Annotated in this window: 15 protein-coding genes, 1 rRNA gene and 1 pseudogene; 15 read left to right on the top strand and 2 right to left on the bottom strand. The window is 58.3% G+C overall.

Going from position 1 to position 15,267, the window contains the following annotated elements; all coding sequences use genetic code 11:
• Positions 1-1,184: pseudogene (locus RBI05_RS19045) on the top strand (O-antigen ligase family protein); the annotation flags it as partial.
• Positions 1,185-1,365: 181 nt separating this feature from the next.
• On the opposite strand, the gene RBI05_RS19040 reads toward RBI05_RS19045, so the two are convergent.
• Both RBI05_RS19040 and RBI05_RS19035 read right to left on the bottom strand, forming a co-directional pair.
• Positions 1,366-2,019: an SdpI family protein gene (locus RBI05_RS19040; RefSeq protein WP_310552196.1), complete on the bottom strand. Its 654-nt coding sequence runs from the start codon at positions 2,017-2,019 to the stop codon at positions 1,366-1,368.
• Entirely contained in the window at positions 2,016-2,303 is a 288-nt protein-coding gene (locus RBI05_RS19035) for an autorepressor SdpR family transcription factor (RefSeq protein ID WP_150458831.1), read from the bottom strand. The genes RBI05_RS19040 and RBI05_RS19035 overlap by 4 nt, the downstream gene beginning before the upstream one ends.
• Positions 2,304-2,460: 157 nt before the next feature.
• Here RBI05_RS19035 and RBI05_RS19030 point away from each other — a divergent pair, with 157 nt between their 5' ends.
• The 14 genes from RBI05_RS19030 to RBI05_RS18965 form a co-directional block, all read left to right on the top strand.
• Positions 2,461-3,078, top strand: a complete 618-nt coding sequence (locus RBI05_RS19030) for a DedA family protein (protein WP_310552194.1) — start codon at positions 2,461-2,463, stop codon at positions 3,076-3,078.
• Positions 3,075-3,641 carry a thioredoxin family protein gene (locus RBI05_RS19025; protein WP_310552193.1) on the top strand — a complete coding sequence of 189 codons (567 nt, stop codon included), beginning with the start codon at positions 3,075-3,077 and terminating at the stop codon, positions 3,639-3,641. Before RBI05_RS19030 ends, RBI05_RS19025 begins: the two co-directional genes overlap by 4 nt.
• 4 nt (positions 3,642-3,645) lie before the next feature.
• Positions 3,646-4,278, top strand: coding sequence for an MBL fold metallo-hydrolase (locus tag RBI05_RS19020; protein WP_150458834.1), 633 nt, complete (start codon positions 3,646-3,648; stop codon positions 4,276-4,278).
• Between the two features lie 155 nt (positions 4,279-4,433).
• Positions 4,434-4,658 (top strand): hypothetical protein, encoded by a 225-nt coding sequence (locus RBI05_RS19015; protein ID WP_150458835.1) that lies wholly within the window; start codon positions 4,434-4,436, stop codon positions 4,656-4,658.
• A 141-nt stretch (positions 4,659-4,799) separates the two neighbouring features.
• On the top strand, positions 4,800-5,183 hold the full coding sequence (locus RBI05_RS19010) for an ATPase (protein ID WP_150458836.1): 384 nt from the start codon (positions 4,800-4,802) through the stop codon (positions 5,181-5,183).
• Positions 5,184-5,334: 151 nt separating this feature from the next.
• Positions 5,335-5,622: an Asp-tRNA(Asn)/Glu-tRNA(Gln) amidotransferase subunit GatC gene (gene gatC / locus RBI05_RS19005; RefSeq protein WP_150458837.1), complete on the top strand. Its 288-nt coding sequence runs from the start codon at positions 5,335-5,337 to the stop codon at positions 5,620-5,622.
• A 63-nt stretch (positions 5,623-5,685) separates the two neighbouring features.
• Positions 5,686-7,143, top strand: coding sequence for an Asp-tRNA(Asn)/Glu-tRNA(Gln) amidotransferase subunit GatA (gatA, locus tag RBI05_RS19000; protein ID WP_310552192.1), 1,458 nt, complete (start codon positions 5,686-5,688; stop codon positions 7,141-7,143).
• A 28-nt stretch (positions 7,144-7,171) separates the two neighbouring features.
• Positions 7,172-8,611 (top strand): Asp-tRNA(Asn)/Glu-tRNA(Gln) amidotransferase subunit GatB, encoded by a 1,440-nt coding sequence (gene gatB / locus RBI05_RS18995; RefSeq protein WP_150458839.1) that lies wholly within the window; start codon positions 7,172-7,174, stop codon positions 8,609-8,611.
• Positions 8,612-8,703: 92 nt separating this feature from the next.
• A complete protein-coding gene (locus tag RBI05_RS18990) occupies positions 8,704-9,192 on the top strand; it encodes a GNAT family N-acetyltransferase (protein WP_310552191.1) in 489 nt (162 codons plus the stop codon).
• Between the two features lie 44 nt (positions 9,193-9,236).
• Positions 9,237-11,177 carry a DUF4097 family beta strand repeat-containing protein gene (locus RBI05_RS18985; protein ID WP_310552190.1) on the top strand — a complete coding sequence of 647 codons (1,941 nt, stop codon included), beginning with the start codon at positions 9,237-9,239 and terminating at the stop codon, positions 11,175-11,177.
• A gap of 133 nt (positions 11,178-11,310) precedes the next feature.
• A complete protein-coding gene (perR, locus tag RBI05_RS18980; protein WP_150458841.1) occupies positions 11,311-11,757 on the top strand; it encodes a peroxide-responsive transcriptional repressor PerR in 447 nt (148 codons plus the stop codon).
• Positions 11,758-11,881: 124 nt separating this feature from the next.
• A complete protein-coding gene (locus RBI05_RS18975) occupies positions 11,882-13,600 on the top strand; it encodes a glycosyl hydrolase family 18 protein (RefSeq protein ID WP_310552189.1) in 1,719 nt (572 codons plus the stop codon).
• Between the two features lie 232 nt (positions 13,601-13,832).
• Positions 13,833-14,705: a nucleotidyltransferase-like protein gene (locus RBI05_RS18970; protein ID WP_310552188.1), complete on the top strand. Its 873-nt coding sequence runs from the start codon at positions 13,833-13,835 to the stop codon at positions 14,703-14,705.
• 385 nt (positions 14,706-15,090) lie between these two features.
• Positions 15,091-15,267 (top strand): 16S ribosomal RNA (locus RBI05_RS18965); the annotation flags it as partial.

Genomic DNA, 15,267 nt, shown 5'->3' with positions numbered 1-15,267 from the left:
GCGCGGCGCTGGCCGCCGCCGCGCTGGGCTGGGCCGCCGCCGCAGGCGCGGTCCTCCTGCCCGCAGCGGCGCGCGGGCTCGGGCCGTCGTCGACGGCGGCCGCGCGCGGCCTGATCGCCCGCGACGCCTGGCGGCTCGCGGCGGAAGCGCCCTGGCTGGGGCGGGGCGGAGAAGTGTGGCGCGGCGTCTACCGCGCCGTGCAATCTTCGCCCTATGTCGGCAGCCAGGTTCACAGCGGGGTGTTGGATCTGCTCCTGGGCACGGGAGCAGCGGGGCTGGCGGTCGCCGGGGCCGGATTCGCCGCCGCAGCAGGACTTGCTGCGGCAACGCCCCGCTGGCTGGCGCCGCTGATCGTCCTGGCGGCCCACGCTGCCGTCGATTTCGACGGAAGCTTCCTGCTTGTGCCGCTGCTGGCGGTCCTGCCGCCGGTGCTGGCTGCGGCAGAAGAGAGCCGGGCGGAGAACGCCTCGTTCGTCCTGCCCGGCGTCCTGCCGACCATGCTCCCGTCCGGGCCGGCGGAGTATTCCCTCGGGCACAACCCGAAGCGCCCTTGGGTCCGGCGGGCGGGGTATGCGGCCGCCGGGCTCGGCGGAGCCTGTCTGCTGGGCATCGGCATGCTCTCCTTCAGCGCCTGGCGGGGAGAGACCCTCAGCCGGCAGGCCGCCGGGCTGGACGAGGGGGCAGCCCGGGACAGGCTGGTAGCCGCGCTGGAATGGAACCCGCGGGACCCGTCTGCCGCTGCCCGTCTGGCCCGGCTGCTGCCCGCCCGTGAAGGGTTGGCCGTGCTGGAGCGGGGCCTGCGCTATTCGCCGGAGGAACCCCGGCTTCACTGGCTCCGGGCGGTCCTGCTGCTTCGAAGCGCCGCTCCCGAGCCGGCCATTGCCGCGCTGGAGCGAAGCCTGGAGCTGGACCGCTTCAGCGCGGCCAAGCAGACGGAAGCCGCCCGGCTGCTGTTGGAGGCCGGACAGCGCTGCGCCGGACGCGGCGAGTTAGGCGCGGCCCGCCGGTATGCGCAGGCCGGACGGGATGAGCTGCGGCGCTATGCTGCGCTCGCGGCGGATGCGGGCCGTCTGGCCCGCAACGACCGGGCTTTTGCCTGGACGCCGGAAGCGGCCGCCCTCGCCGCCCCGCTGGAGCGGCTGGAACGGTTGACCGCGGCCCGGACGGCGCGGAGCATCCCTTAATTCGGCGCGGAACGCTTGAGCCCGGATGAAGGTTCAGCCGCTGCGCCCTTGCCCGCCAGGCGCCGGAACACGCAAGAACCCGCAGCCGAGGCTGCGGGTTCTTGAAGTACGAGTGCTTGCAGAGGGGGAAGTGCCGAAGGCGCGCTTCCCGAAAGAAAGCCGCCCGGCCGTTCCCTTCCGGCTAAGAATGAAGCCGCCGGTGAAGAAGCCAGGAATAGACGACCGGAACGAGGATGGCAAGCACGAGGCCTGAAGCAAGCAGAACCGGGGAGACCGGTCCGCGCGTCAAGGCGCCGGCGATGACCAGAAGTCCTCCGGCTACCCACATCAGCCCGCCGAGCCGGTGGGTTCTCCGCCAGACTTCGGGCGAAGCCAGCGTCCACGGGGTACGGATACCGAGAAAATAGTTGTCCCGGATTTGAGGCATGTAGTTGCCGACAATAATCAGAAGCACGCCGGCAAAGGCGGTCGCAAGCTTGCCCCCGATCCAGGTCGATCCGAGTCCGTAGCGGACCGTGCCCAGCAGCATCAGATCAAAGAACAGGGAGATCGTCAGCACAATCGCGCCTTGAGCGCCTTCGAACCGCTTGTAATTGTCCCGCTTGGGATCGAGCCTGCGGGTAAAACGGATCAGCAGCGGCAGGAGAGGGCCGAGCAGGCCGGTCATCGCGATAACCGCCGCCTTGTCCATATACCCGTTTACTTCACCGTTCCAGCCAAAATGGGAAGGAAGCTTATCGGGCAGCCGGCTGTAATTCATCAGCGCATAAGCGAGCGTCAGCAGTCCGGCGGCCACCGCAGCCGTCTCCTGCCACTTCCAGTTGATCTTCTTCATTGATCCTGATCCTCCTTAACGGATACGGTCCCGCTTCTGAGATCCAGCAGCCAGCCCAGCACTTCGTCCAGAACGGTCGTGTGCAGCGAATAGACGAGAAACTGGCCTTTTCGTTCATCTTGAACCAGCCCTGCCGACTTCAGCACCTGAAGATGATGGGAAATGCTCGGTTTGCTGATATCAAAGCAGTCGGCGATTTCTCCGGCCGTCCGGTCGCGCTCGCGGAGCAGGCGGATGATCTGGCGGCGGGTCGGATCGGCAAGCGCTTTGAAGGAATCATTCATGGCAAGCGACCTTTCGATATTTAGTCAATTATCTAAATAATACTTTACCGGAAGATGGCTCTGCGGTCAAGTGGATGTGCTAACCTTGCGTATGCTAGAATAGGCTAAGAGAACCGGCCCAGATAGAATCCGGACCAATATGGAGGGAGGAACCCACTTGCATATCCTTTCCGGCATTGTGGAGCAGCTGCTGAGCTGGATCCAGAGCCTTGGCTACTTTGGCATTATGATCGGACTTATGATTGAGATTATTCCCAGCGAGATCGTTCTGGCCTACGGAGGCTATCTGGTGAGCGAACATCAGATCAATTTCTTCGGAGCCGTCCTGTTCGGGACGATCGGCGGCGTGCTTGCCCAGATTTTCATTTACTGGATCGGCCGCTACGGCGGCAGGCCTTTCCTGGAGAAGTACGGCAAGTACATATTTATTCAGAAAAAACATATCGACCATTCCGAGGTTTGGTTCAACAAATACGGAACCGGCGTTATATTTACCGCCCGTTTTATTCCCGTCGTTCGCCATGCGATCTCCGTACCGGCCGGCATCTCGAGGATGCCGCTGAGCAAGTTCGCTCTTCTGACGACGCTCGCGGTAATTCCATGGAGCGCGCTGTTCGTCTACCTCGGCATGACGCTGAAAGACAAGTGGAAGGACATCGACGACGTGGCCTCGAAGTACACGCATGAGCTTCTGTTGGGCGCGCTGGCGCTGATTATCGTATACTTCCTGTTCAAATGGGTTCAATCCAAGAAGAGAAAGGGCGATGCGCAATGAAGCCGAACCTGTCGGCTAAATTTGGAGGGGGTCTGACCCCCCGGCAATTCGTGGAGAGCATGAGCGTCAATCAGCAGGCGTTCGAGAACGGGTACGAGCGCTTCAAGTGGACCGATGAAGACGACAAGGCCTTTTTCGAGAGTCTGAACTACCGCGACGACCTGCGCGCGCTGATCCTGGCCGCAGACTGGTGCGGAGATGTGGTTCGCAATGTCCCGGCCGTCTTCCGGATTCTGGAGACCGCCGGCATTCCGGCCGAAGTGCTGGTGCTGGAAGAACATCAGGATGTGATGGATCACTTTCTGACGATGGGCGGCCGTGCCGTCCCGATCGTCATTATCGCCGATACCGGAGGCTATGTGCTGGGACACTGGGGGCCCCGTCCGCAGCATGTACAGGCGCTAATGAACGAATTCAAGCGGGAGAATCCCGACCGCGAGGCGCCGGGCTACGAGGAGAAGATCACCGCCGTACGCCAGGCGATGGGACAAGCTTACGGGGAAGGAGCGGAATGTCAGGCTGTAATTGCCAAGGAACTGCGCAGCCTGATTTCCGGATTCTAGGCCGATGCTGAATATTCGCACCTTTAACCTGGGCCCGCTCCAGACCAATGCTTATCTGCTGACAGGTGCGGATCCGTCCACGGGCATTGTCATTGATCCCGGCATGAACCCCGCTGCCTTGATCCGGGCCATCGAAGAGATCGACATTGAGGCGATTCTGCTGACCCATGCGCATTTTGACCATATGGGCGGCGTCGACGAAATCCGCAAGCTCAAGAACTGCCCCGTCTATCTGCATCCGCTGGAGAGCGAGTGGCTGGGGAACCCCAAGCTCAACGGTTCGCTCATGTGGCCGAGCGTGTCGCCGCCGCTTGTCACCGATCCGGCCGAATACGATTTGGCCGAGGGCCAGACGCTGTCGTTCATCGGCCATACGTTTAAGGTCTATCACACGCCCGGCCATTCGCCCGGAAGCGTCAGCTTCCTGTGCGGACAGGATTTGTTCTCCGGCGATGTGCTGTTCCGGCTCGGCGTCGGACGGACCGACCTGACGGGCGGAAGAGAGCGGGACCTGTTCGATTCGATCCGCGGCAAGCTGTACCGGATGGACGACGAGGTTACGGTCTATCCCGGGCATGGCCCGCGGACGTCTATCGGATTCGAGAAAGCGCGCAACCCCTACGTGCCGGCTCATTAATTGACTTTTTTGCAGGCCGGACTGGACAAGAAACGACAAAGTTGCTACAATGACGTTAATTAAATGTAACATTTACCGATGCGAAGCACGCAGACTGAGGACTGGATCCCGGTTTGCGTTCTTTTTTTGGTGTAATTTGATGGAGGACAGAGCGAGTGGAGAGCAAGGAGACAGACAAGAGAGTGACGGGAAGAGCCGGGGGAATCCGGTTGGAAGAGCCGGCCGGAGATTCGGGCGAATCCGGCTGCAAGGAGAAGCATTATTCGGCTGACGCCATCGGCGGCAGCGAGGAGCGCAGAGTTCCGTTCTGGACCTTTCCTTACGGAAGGGGCCGGTTTCAGCCTTGGCGAAGACGCCTCTGGGAACTGGAGAGCCAGTGAAGGAAGCGGCTTTAATTTCTTTTGCAAGAATTTATGAATTTGCATAAAACAGCGCAGCGCATGTTGTAGACAGGGCTATTAATTTTTAGTAGACTGTTGAAAAAGCACATCATGACAGAGTTAGGCACAGGAGGTAGGGCGATGCTGCGTTTAGGGGAGAAGATCGTCATAGTCGCGGATGCATTCGAGCAGAATCTTCCTATCGGAGATTATGGCTATGTCATTGCCTATGACCGCAATCCGGACAATGCGTTCGATTATGTGGTGCGCGTGCCGGCCGCGAACCGGAACTTCTATGTGACCCTGGAGGACGTTGAGACCGAAGCGGATCTGATGATGGAGGAAGCAGAGAGAGCCACGCGGGAAGCGCTGATTGACTACGCTCTGTCCACACATAACGAGAAGCTGTTCCATCAGTTGATGAACGGGGAGTCCGAAGAAGCCGGACAGACAGAGAAGACAACTGCAGACAACATGTCCCAGGCGGAATTCATCAAGCAGGTGAATTTGAGGGCCTGGATTTAATGAAGCCGGCGCATGCCGGCTTTTTTTATGCCGTGAGAAGAGATTTCGCTCCGCTCCGTACTCCTTCACCGCATTGAATTGTCCCCGCTTCTACAATATAATTAAGAGCGTTATCCGGGCATATAAGCCCTTATACGGGAGGGACCTGAACATGAGCATTACCGTCAAGGACGTTCGGCATGTGGCCAAGCTGGCCCGGCTGGAGTTGAGCCCGGAGGAAGAGTCCGTGTTTACGGAACAACTGAACGCCATTCTACAGTACGCCGAGAAATTGAATGAACTGGATACCGACGAAGTGGAACCGACCACCCATGTGCTGCATGTCAGCAATGTGATGCGGGAAGATGCGGTCCGGGACAGTCTGCCCGTTGAAGAAGTTCTGCTGAACGCTCCGGACGAAGAAGACGGACAGTTCAAAGTTCCGGCTGTCCTGGAGTAGAATCTTCTGAAATTCCATATTTATTCCGGCGGGTTACCGCCATTACAGTAGGGAGATGAAGTCTTGAGCCTGTTACAACACCGGTTGCCGGAAATACATAATCTGCTTCACCGCCGGGAGATCTCGGTCCTGGAGCTGACCGAGGCTTCCCTGGCTGCCATTGCGCGCCTCGACGGCGATATTCACGCCTTTTTGACCTTGAACGAAGAAGGAGCCCGCCAGACCGCGCGCGTCCTGGACGATCGCCTGGCCGCCGGCGGAGAGAGAGGGCTGCTCTTTGGCCTTCCGGCGGGAGTCAAGGACAACATCGTCACCAAGGGTCTGCGCACGACCTGCGCCAGCCAATTTCTCTCCAACTACCAGCCGATCTACGACGCCACCGCCGCTGTCAAGCTGCGCGGCGCCGATGCGGTAACGGTCGGCAAGCTGAACATGGACGAATTCGCCATGGGCGGCTCGAACGAGAACTCCAGCTTCGGCCCGGTTCGCAATCCGTGGAACCTGGAGTATGTGCCGGGAGGCTCAAGCGGCGGTTCCGCCGCCGCCGTTGCTGCGGGTGAAGTGTTCTTTGCCCTTGGCTCGGATACCGGCGGATCCATTCGCCAGCCGGCCTCTTACTGCGGCGTGGTCGGTCTCAAGCCGACCTACGGCCTGGTCTCGCGCTACGGGCTCGTTGCCTTCGCCTCATCCCTGGATCAGATCGGTCCGGTCACGCGCAACGTCGAGGACTCGGCTTACGTGCTGCAGGCGATAGCGGGGTACGACCCGCAGGATTCCACGTCGGCCAAGGTTGAGATTCCCGATTATGCTTCCGCGCTCACAGGTGATGTCCGCGGCCTGCGCATCGCGGTCCCGAAGGAATATATCGGTGAAGGCGTCGATCCGGAAGTCCGCAGCACGGTGCTGGCGGCGCTGGCCGAACTGGAGAAGCTGGGAGCCGTATGGGAAGAAGTCTCGCTTCCGCACACGGAGTATGCAGTTGCGGCTTACTACCTCCTGTCCTCTTCGGAAGCATCCTCCAATCTCGCCCGGTTCGACGGCGTGCGCTACGGCGTACGGGCCGACGACGGCGGGGGGCTGCTCGAATTGTACAAGCAGTCCCGCAGCCGCGGCTTCGGTCCCGAAGTGAAGCGGCGGATTATGCTCGGAACCTACGCGCTGAGCTCGGGTTACTATGATGCTTACTATTTGAAGGCACAGAAGGTCCGGACGCTGATCAAGCGGGACTTCGACGAAGTCTTCGCCCGGTTCGACGTTATCGCCGGGCCGACCGCGCCGACGACGGCCTTCCGGCTGGGCACGCAGACTGAAGATCCGCTGACCATGTACCTGAATGATATTCTGACCATTCCGGTCAGCCTCGCGGGCATCCCGGCGATCAGCGTCCCTTGCGGATTCTCGGCGGGCCTTCCGGTGGGACTGCAGATCATCGGCCAAGAGTTCGACGAGAGCACGGTGCTGCGCGTCGCTCACGCTTTTGAGCAGAACACCGACCATCACAAGCAGCGTCCGCAGAGCTAGGGCGAGGAAGAAGGAGGGAACCACGACAATGCCATTATCCCACTACGAAACAGTCATCGGCCTGGAGGTGCATGTCGAGCTGCATACGAAGTCCAAAATCTTCTGCGGCTGCTCGACCGAATTCGGCGCCCCGCCCAATACCCATACCTGCCCCGTCTGTCTGGGACATCCCGGCGTGCTGCCGGTGCTCAACCGGCAGGCGGTGAACTACGCCATGAAGGCGGCGATGGCTCTGAATTGCACCATCGCCGACGTCAGCAAGTTCGACCGGAAGAATTATTTCTATCCCGACTCGCCCAAGGCCTATCAGATCTCCCAGTACGACCAGCCGATCGGCGAGAACGGATGGATCGACATCGAAGTGGACGGCGTCACGAAGCGGATCGGGATTACGCGTCTCCATCTGGAAGAAGACGCCGGGAAGCTGACCCATGTAGACGGCGGCTACGCTTCGCTCGTCGATTTTAACCGGGTGGGTACGCCTCTGATCGAGATCGTGTCGGAGCCGGACCTTCGTTCACCCGAAGAGGCGAGAGCCTACCTGGAGAAGATCCGTGCCATCATGCAGTACTGCGACGTCTCGGATGTCAAGATGGAAGAAGGCTCCATGCGGTGCGACGCCAACATTTCCCTGCGCCCGGCGGGCCAGGAGAAATTCGGCATCCGCGCGGAGCTGAAGAACATGAACTCCTTCCGCGGCGTCCTGCGCGGACTGGAATACGAACAATACCGCCAGGCCGATATTCTGGACGACGGGGGGACGGTTGAGCAGGAGACGCGGCGCTGGGACGAGGCCCAGGGCAAGACCTTCCCGATGCGCGGCAAGGAAGAGGCGCATGATTACCGCTACTTCCCCGATCCCGATCTGGTGGTGCTTCATATCGGAGAGGACTGGAAGGAAGAGATCCGGGCCTCGATTCCGGAGCTGCCCGATGCGCGCCGTCAGCGGTATGCCGAGGAGTTCGGACTGCCGGCATACGATGCCGGCGTACTCACGGCATCCAAGCCGCTGGCCGACTTTTTTGAAGAGAGTCTGAAGTACACGGCTGACGCCAAGGCGGTCGCCAACTGGATGATGGGCGATCTGCTCGGCTTCCTGAATGCGAACAATTTGGAACTGTCCGAAGTGCGCATCACGCCGCAAGGTCTTGGAGAAATGGTCGGATTGATCGGGAAAGGCACCATCTCCAGCAAGATCGCCAAGACGGTCTTCAAGGCCATGCTCGAATCCGGCAAGCTGCCGGGAGTCATCGTCGAAGAGCAGGGATTGGTCCAGATCAGCGACGAAGGCGCAATCAAGCAGATCGTAGAGACAGTGGTCGCTAATCATCCCCAATCGGTGGAGGATTATAGAGCCGGCAAGCAGAAGGCGATCGGCTTTCTCGTCGGCCAGGTTATGAAAGAGAGCAAGGGCAAAGCCAACCCCGGTCTGGTTAACCAGCTTTTGGCCGAGATTCTGAACGTGTAATCCCGCCGGCCGGAAGCTGTTCCGGCCGCGGTTCATACTGTGCACGAGGCTTGTCGGCAGCGGCAGGCCTTTGGCAATATCGGGGGAGAACGATGAACGTCAAAGGCAGGATCGAACCATTGGATCTGGAAGACAGCGAACTGCTGTCCGAGCTGTGGCTGCTTCAGCATCAAGCGTATCGTCTGGAGGCGGAACGCATCGGTTTTCACGAAATTCCTCCGCTTCTGGAGACCCGGGATATGCTCCGCCGCTGCGGCGAGCGCTTCTACGGATACCTGGGTGAAGAGGGTGAACTGCTGGGAGCCGTTGCGGTAGAGGCGGATCAGGAAGAAGGCATCGCAACCGTTAGCCGCATGATGGTGCGCCCTGACCATTTTCGCCTCGGCATTGCGGGCAGACTGCTGGAATATGTCTTTGCCGCTTATCCGGACGCCATCAGGTATACGGTATCTACGGGGAAAAACAACGAACCTGCGGTTGCCCTGTACCGAAAACACGGCTTCTCGCCGGTCTCTTCGCAGAGCATCGCGCCCGGGGTCGAACTGCTGGAATTTCATCGCGGCGGCAGTCAGCCGGGCTGAAGCAGCCTAACGGACGACGGCGCAACGAAAAGAGGGGAATATCCATGAAACAGGATAGCCGCACATGGCTGTCTCCGGAAGAAAGAGCCTATTTTGAGGAGAGCCGCAGGGCTGGCGGAGGGCTCGGCGGAGAACCGGAAGAGACCGTTGATTCCGATGAAGAGCCGGTCATCCCGCCGAGGCCCAAACAAAGACGGTACAAACGCAAATTTACAGCCGGCCTGCTGGCCGCCCTTATCCCCGGCACCGGTCATTTGTACTTTGGATTGATTCGCAAGGGGATTTCTATTGTTTTCTTGATCATTCTGGATATTGCAGCGCTTCTGTACTTCTCGTCCATCGGAATCCAGATCAATGTCCCGCTGCTTATTCTGCTCGGACTTCTGATACCGGTGATCTATTTCTATAATGTGTACGACGCGCTTCAGACGGCGGACCGGTTAATTCGGCATCATCTGTATCCGCCGCCGGCGCCTTCTCCCGAGGAAGAGCTGGCCTCGCCGCCCCGGCGGCGCTCCATGCGGGAGCCGGATATCCGGTTCGGCCTCCTTCTTGTAATGGGAGGGGCGCTGCTTGCCTTATTTACGGTCCGTCCGCTCTGGCTGCGTACGTTTGTGGATCATCAGGCTGCGGTAGGCGCGGGAGCGGCGCTGCTTATTGGAGCGCTGCTGACAGCGGTGTGCGAAATTGCCCGCAGAAGCCGGCCGATGGAAAAAGACACCGGCAGATGGCCTGCGGGACGATTTACCGCGGCCGCCGTTCTGGCCGGCGTCGGCTATTTGCTTCTCGAGGATTGGCGCAGCGGTTCGGATGATCTGCTGCTGCTTTTGAAGTGGTGGCCTGTCATTCCCGTGCTCTGGGGTATGGAATATCTGGCGACTTGCCTGACAGCACGCAGGCATGGCAGACGGGAACGCGGCGTCCGAACCCGGCCCGACCTGAAAGGGGTGTTTCTCTCCGTTTTACTCGGAGCATCCGTATTCGTGGTGGCGGAGCAGGAGCATTATCTCCACCTCTGGAACAAGGTCAGCCTTAACCTGACGGCGGCAGCCGCCGAGTACGGAGAAGCTCAGGGAAGCCGGTTCGTTAAGCCGGCGCTTAGAGTTCCGGTTGAGCTCAACACGGCCAAATTGGCGGTGGAATCCGTCAATGGCGATATCCTGATCCACCGAAGCGCAGTCAAGGACATCGAAATCACGGCCACGGTATGGGTGGATCAACTGGAGGGAGCCCAGGCGGAAGCCATAGCGGAGCAGTCTTTTCTTCAGGTGGACCCCGGTCCGACCATTGGCATTGTTCCGAAGCTGAAGACCTACGGGGAATCCGGCAAGCGCCAGCCCCGGATGGACCTGGACATTGCCGTCCCGGATACCCGGCGCTTTAACCTCGAGCTCGAGACGATGAACGGCGACATTACGCTACAGAATGTAGAGGCGATTCGGGAGATTTCACTGGCGACCGGGAACGGAAAGCTGATTCTGAACCGGGTATTCGGCGAAGTGAAGGGCAAGACGCTGAACGGGGAAGTGCGCGCGCGTGAGGTTCAGGGTAACGTTGAACTGACGAGCGGCGGCGGCGCCATGTATGCCTGGGATATCAACGGGGGACTGAAACTGACAACAGCGGTGGGAAGCATCGGCGTCGAGCGGTCCGGCTCCGAAGTCGAGCTTTCGACGAAGAACGGTGACATCCGGCTGGATGGGGCGCGGGCCGCGCTGAAGGCCGAGACGCTGAACGGCGCCGTTGACATTGCTGCGCCGGTTGTAGGCGGAGACTGGTCTGTATACAGCGCGGTTGGAGATATTCGCTTGCGTCTGCCAGCAGACGGCAACTATGAACTGCAAGGTTCAAGCGGCTACGGCAATATCGAATCAACTCTCCCAGGCCTCAAAATCGAGAAGAAGACGATCACCGGCAAGCTAGGCACAGGCGAGTTTCACCTCTCCGTCGAAGGCAACAGCAATCTAAATGTGAGGACATATTGAATTATGGAATTTTTTTTATATAATAATTAATATAATCTGTTGGCCGCGTTGACAAGGTCAAAAGCGCGGTTTTACAATGACAATAAGCATAGGATCGTCTGTCTGTCCTGTGCGTACCAAAGGCGGTGACATGATGGGTAACGGCGTACAGCACGCACTGGAACAACTGAAAACAACCGGAGTCCGTATAACGCCTCAGCGTCATGCAATTCTCACTTATCTGATGGAAGCCATGAATCATCCGACCGCGGACGACATTTACCGGGCTTTGGAACCCCAGTTTCCGAGCATGAGCGTTGCCACGGTGTATAACAATCTGAAGATGTTCATGGAAGCGGGCATGGTTCGCGAACTGACGTACGGCGATAATTCCAGCCGGTTCGATGCCAACGTGTCCGACCACTACCATGTCATTTGTCAGGAATGCGGGAAGATTGAGGACTTCAGCTATCCGTCCCTGCACGAAGTCGAACATCAGGCTGAAACGTCAACGGGCTTCAAAGTCAAAAGTCTTCGTATGGAGCTCTACGGCATTTGTGAATGCTGCCAGGCCAAGCATGTAGCGGCCGGTCTAAATTAAGGCGCCGGCTGCTGCTGCGGCCCTCTATACCGTTAAGAAATTTGCAACGTGCGGATTCCGAATACAAGCGGATGACTCACGTTTTCTTTTTATTATTTATTATTCCAGACATGGAGGCCTTATCTTGAACAGAATACGCAGACGCCGGCGTGCCGCCAGACGCGGCCGCCTCTTTCGCCGATTGGCGGGTCTTGTTCTCATCGCAACGGCAGTCTATGCGGTGATCTTTTTCGTGCTGCCCAGCCGCCTGCATACCGATCCGGATTGGAAGGGAGAGAAGAAGCCGATCTTCGTGCAGGGCGAACCGACCGGATACAGCGCTGCGGGCACGGGAGAGAACTTGCTGCTTCCCCTTCCCCTGCTGCAAAAAATCGTGGATCCCTCGATCCGGTACGAATCCGGGACCCAGTCGGTCATTCTGACCACCGCCAGCGATCTGCTGTATATGCAGGCGGAGCAGACGGAAGCCAGTCTCAACAACAAGCCGCTGCAGCTTCGTCTGGCCCCCGAACAAAAAGGAGATACCACCTATCTGCCTGCTGAACCGCTGAAGATGCTGTACGGCCTGGATCTGCATGAAGATGCCGGAACAGGCGCAGTGCTGCTCATGCTGGCGGGAGAGAGCGTTCCGCTCGGGCAAGTCAAGGGACCCGAAGGGGGCAAGAGCGCCGCGCTGCGCAGCGGACCCTCCATTCGTGACAAGGTTCTTGCGGACATGCCTCCGGGAACGAGGCTGCGCATCTGGAGAGAGGAAGGGAACTGGCTCTTCGCCCAAATGGATAACGGCTATTCCGGCTATATTCAAGCCGAGAAAGTCAAGGACGCCGGGACCAAGACGGTTCAGGCCAAGCCGCCTGCTCCCACTCATGCCGAAAGAAGCTGGACCGGCAAGAAGATCAATCTGACCTGGGAAGCCGTATACGACCGCCAAGCGGTACTCTCCTCGCTGGATGGACTGACAGGCGTGAACGTCGTCAGCCCTACCTGGTTTGAGATTGTTGACGGACACGGGAATGTGCGCAGCAAGGCGGATTCGGCCTATGTAGAGAAAGCGCAGAGCAAGGGAATCGAAGTGTGGGGGCTCATGAGCAACGGGTTCGAACCTGACATTACCTCCCAAGCCCTTGCTTCTTATGAGAACCGCATGAACGCGATTGTGCAGATGCTGAAATACGCCGAGCTTTATCATTTGGACGGCATTAACATTGACTTCGAGAATGTATACACCGAGGATGGCGGCAATGTCACCCAATTTATGCGGGAGCTCAAGCCGCTGGCGGAGGCCCGGAATCTGATTGTGTCAATGGATGTATCGCCTAAATCCGGCAGCGAAATGTGGTCCCGCTTCCTCGATCGCCGTGCGCTTGGTCCTCTGGTCGATTTTATGATGGTAATGGCCTACGACGAGCACTGGGCGTCAAGTCCGGAGGCCGGGTCGGTTGCCTCGCTGCCTTGGGCGCAGAATGCGGTGGAACGGATTCTGGAGGAGGATGGAGTCCCTGCCGACAAGCTGGTACTGGGCATCCCGCTCTATACCCGGATTTGGAGCGAGACTACGAAGGACGGGAAGAATAAGGTCAGTTCCAAGGCAGTCGGAATGAAGACAGTGGAGGATATTCTGTCCGAGAAGAAGCTCACCCCGAAGTTCGCTGCCGACGCAGGCCAGAATTACGTGGAATACAAGGAGAAAGGTGTGCTCCAGCGGATATGGATAGAAGACAAAGTCTCGTTGGAAGCCCGGGTGAATATGGCCCGATCTCTGAATCTCGCGGGAGTCGCATCTTGGAACCGCAATTTTGCTAACCGTGCCGCCTGGGAAACGCTGAGCGGAATACACGACTGACCGTGTGGCTTATTTATCTCAAAAAGAGCCCGATTCAGCCGCCCGGCGGCGAATCGGGCTTCTTCCGGGTAACAGGCGGGCGTCCATATAGACCCGGACAGCCTTAAATATAGTTCAATCGGCCAGAAGGAACTGATTTCAATACGTAGAATTAGTAGCATAAGTTATTGATAATTGGGTCAATCAACCAGTCTGCGCCGACGCAAATTCGCCAATTTCGATGGAGGGTACAATGGAACTGTCCAATTTGACTTGGCTGAGCGGGGAAGCTTTTGATGAGAACGCATTGGGAGCCGCCCTGCTTCGCCGCCAAGGAAGCTCGTCGTCTCAAAGTGCGCTTTTGCATGATTTTGATATGGTTATACTTGTTCTGCATGAGGAACTGGAGGAGGGCTGTCAGATTCAAGACAGTCTGACCGGGGAGATTCGCTCGCAGATCCTGCATGTGGACCTGGACAGCCTTCAGCGTTCGGTCATTACCGGGGACAACAACGAACGTATTTCCTGTATCCTTGATGGGGATATTATATGGGATCCGCAAGGAGTTCTGGAGCAGATCCGGCAGGAAATCATCCGGTTCAGCAAGCCGCTCCGCGACCGGATTCTTTTTGTGGAGTTCGCCCGGCTGCTCCATATGTACGTCAAATCCAAGAGATACATTCAGGCAGGCTGCATTATGGATGCGTATAACTGCATTCTGGTGGCGCTCTATCACTGGGCGCGGCTGGAGGTAACCGAGCAGGGACGCTATCCCGAGCCTGCGGTCTGGGAGCAGGTGAAGGAGCTGAACTCATCTGTCTATAAAATGTACGAGGAGCTGACCGTGAGCGGGGAGACCTTGGAGCAGCGCATTCAGCTTGCGCAGCTGGCCTGCGAGTTCTCGATGATGTCGCAAATGGGACAGTCCTGCTCTTTTCTGCTGAATTGGATGAAGGAGCGGGGCGAGACGTGGAGCGTACAGGAACTGTTGAAGCATTCCGATTTTCAGCCCGTCGCTCTGGAGCTTTCGCTGGTTCTCCGCAAGTTGGCTTCGCGCGCCTTGGTCCAGGAGGTTGCATCATGGAAGGAGGGGGGGAGCTGCGCCGTCCAGTACGCGGTCTGTTAGATAAAGACAGAGTAAGACGGCGGACCGGAGGAAGGTGTGCAGAAAGGGTTGACTCTCTGTGCAGCGGTATGATACATTATAACTCGTCCCTTTGAGTCATTTAGAAAAGAAGGGGCGGCGAGCAGCCTCGGATCAATAACTTCAAAAAAAGTTGTTGACTAAACGAGAAGGACTGTGATATATTATAAAGGTCGCTGCGACGCGGTGAACAACTGAAAGCAGATGGCTTGATCTTTGAAAACTGAACAACGAGTGAGTATTAATTGAGAGTAACATCTCGTCAGATTCATCTTATGAGCAAGTCAAACGAACTTGTTCGTCCAAAAGGATCGGCTCAGCCGAGATCGATGTCTTTCGGACGTTCAGCTCGACGAAGGTCGAGCCTTTTATGGAGAGTTTGATCCTGGCTCAGGACGAACGCTGGCGGCGTGCCTAATACATGCAAGTCGAGCGGATTCATTCAGAGAGCTTGCTCTTTGGATGAGTTAGCGGCGGACGGGTGAGTAACACGTAGGCAACCTGCCCTTCGGACCGGGATAACTACCGGAAACGGTAGCTAATA

Source organism: Paenibacillus glufosinatiresistens (genome assembly GCF_031470375.1).
Classification (GTDB): Bacteria; Bacillota; Bacilli; order Paenibacillales; family Paenibacillaceae; genus Paenibacillus_AQ; species Paenibacillus_AQ glufosinatiresistens.
This window is presented reverse-complemented; position numbering and strand designations above follow the sequence as displayed.

Coding starts and splice junctions, on each gene's coding strand:
- RBI05_RS19020 (WP_150458834.1), top strand. CDS start 3,646: ATGCTGAATATTCGCACCTTTAACCTGGGCCCGCTCCAGACCAATGCT.
- perR (WP_150458841.1), top strand. CDS start 11,311: ATGGGTAACGGCGTACAGCACGCACTGGAACAACTGAAAACAACCGGA.
- RBI05_RS19035 (WP_150458831.1), bottom strand. CDS start 2,303: ATGAATGATTCCTTCAAAGCGCTTGCCGATCCGACCCGCCGCCAGATC.
- RBI05_RS19010 (WP_150458836.1), top strand. CDS start 4,800: ATGCTGCGTTTAGGGGAGAAGATCGTCATAGTCGCGGATGCATTCGAG.
- RBI05_RS18985 (WP_310552190.1), top strand. CDS start 9,237: ATGAAACAGGATAGCCGCACATGGCTGTCTCCGGAAGAAAGAGCCTAT.
- gatC (WP_150458837.1), top strand. CDS start 5,335: ATGAGCATTACCGTCAAGGACGTTCGGCATGTGGCCAAGCTGGCCCGG.
- RBI05_RS18970 (WP_310552188.1), top strand. CDS start 13,833: ATGGAACTGTCCAATTTGACTTGGCTGAGCGGGGAAGCTTTTGATGAG.
- RBI05_RS18990 (WP_310552191.1), top strand. CDS start 8,704: ATGAACGTCAAAGGCAGGATCGAACCATTGGATCTGGAAGACAGCGAA.
- RBI05_RS19040 (WP_310552196.1), bottom strand. CDS start 2,019: ATGAAGAAGATCAACTGGAAGTGGCAGGAGACGGCTGCGGTGGCCGCC.
- gatB (WP_150458839.1), top strand. CDS start 7,172: ATGCCATTATCCCACTACGAAACAGTCATCGGCCTGGAGGTGCATGTC.
- RBI05_RS19025 (WP_310552193.1), top strand. CDS start 3,075: ATGAAGCCGAACCTGTCGGCTAAATTTGGAGGGGGTCTGACCCCCCGG.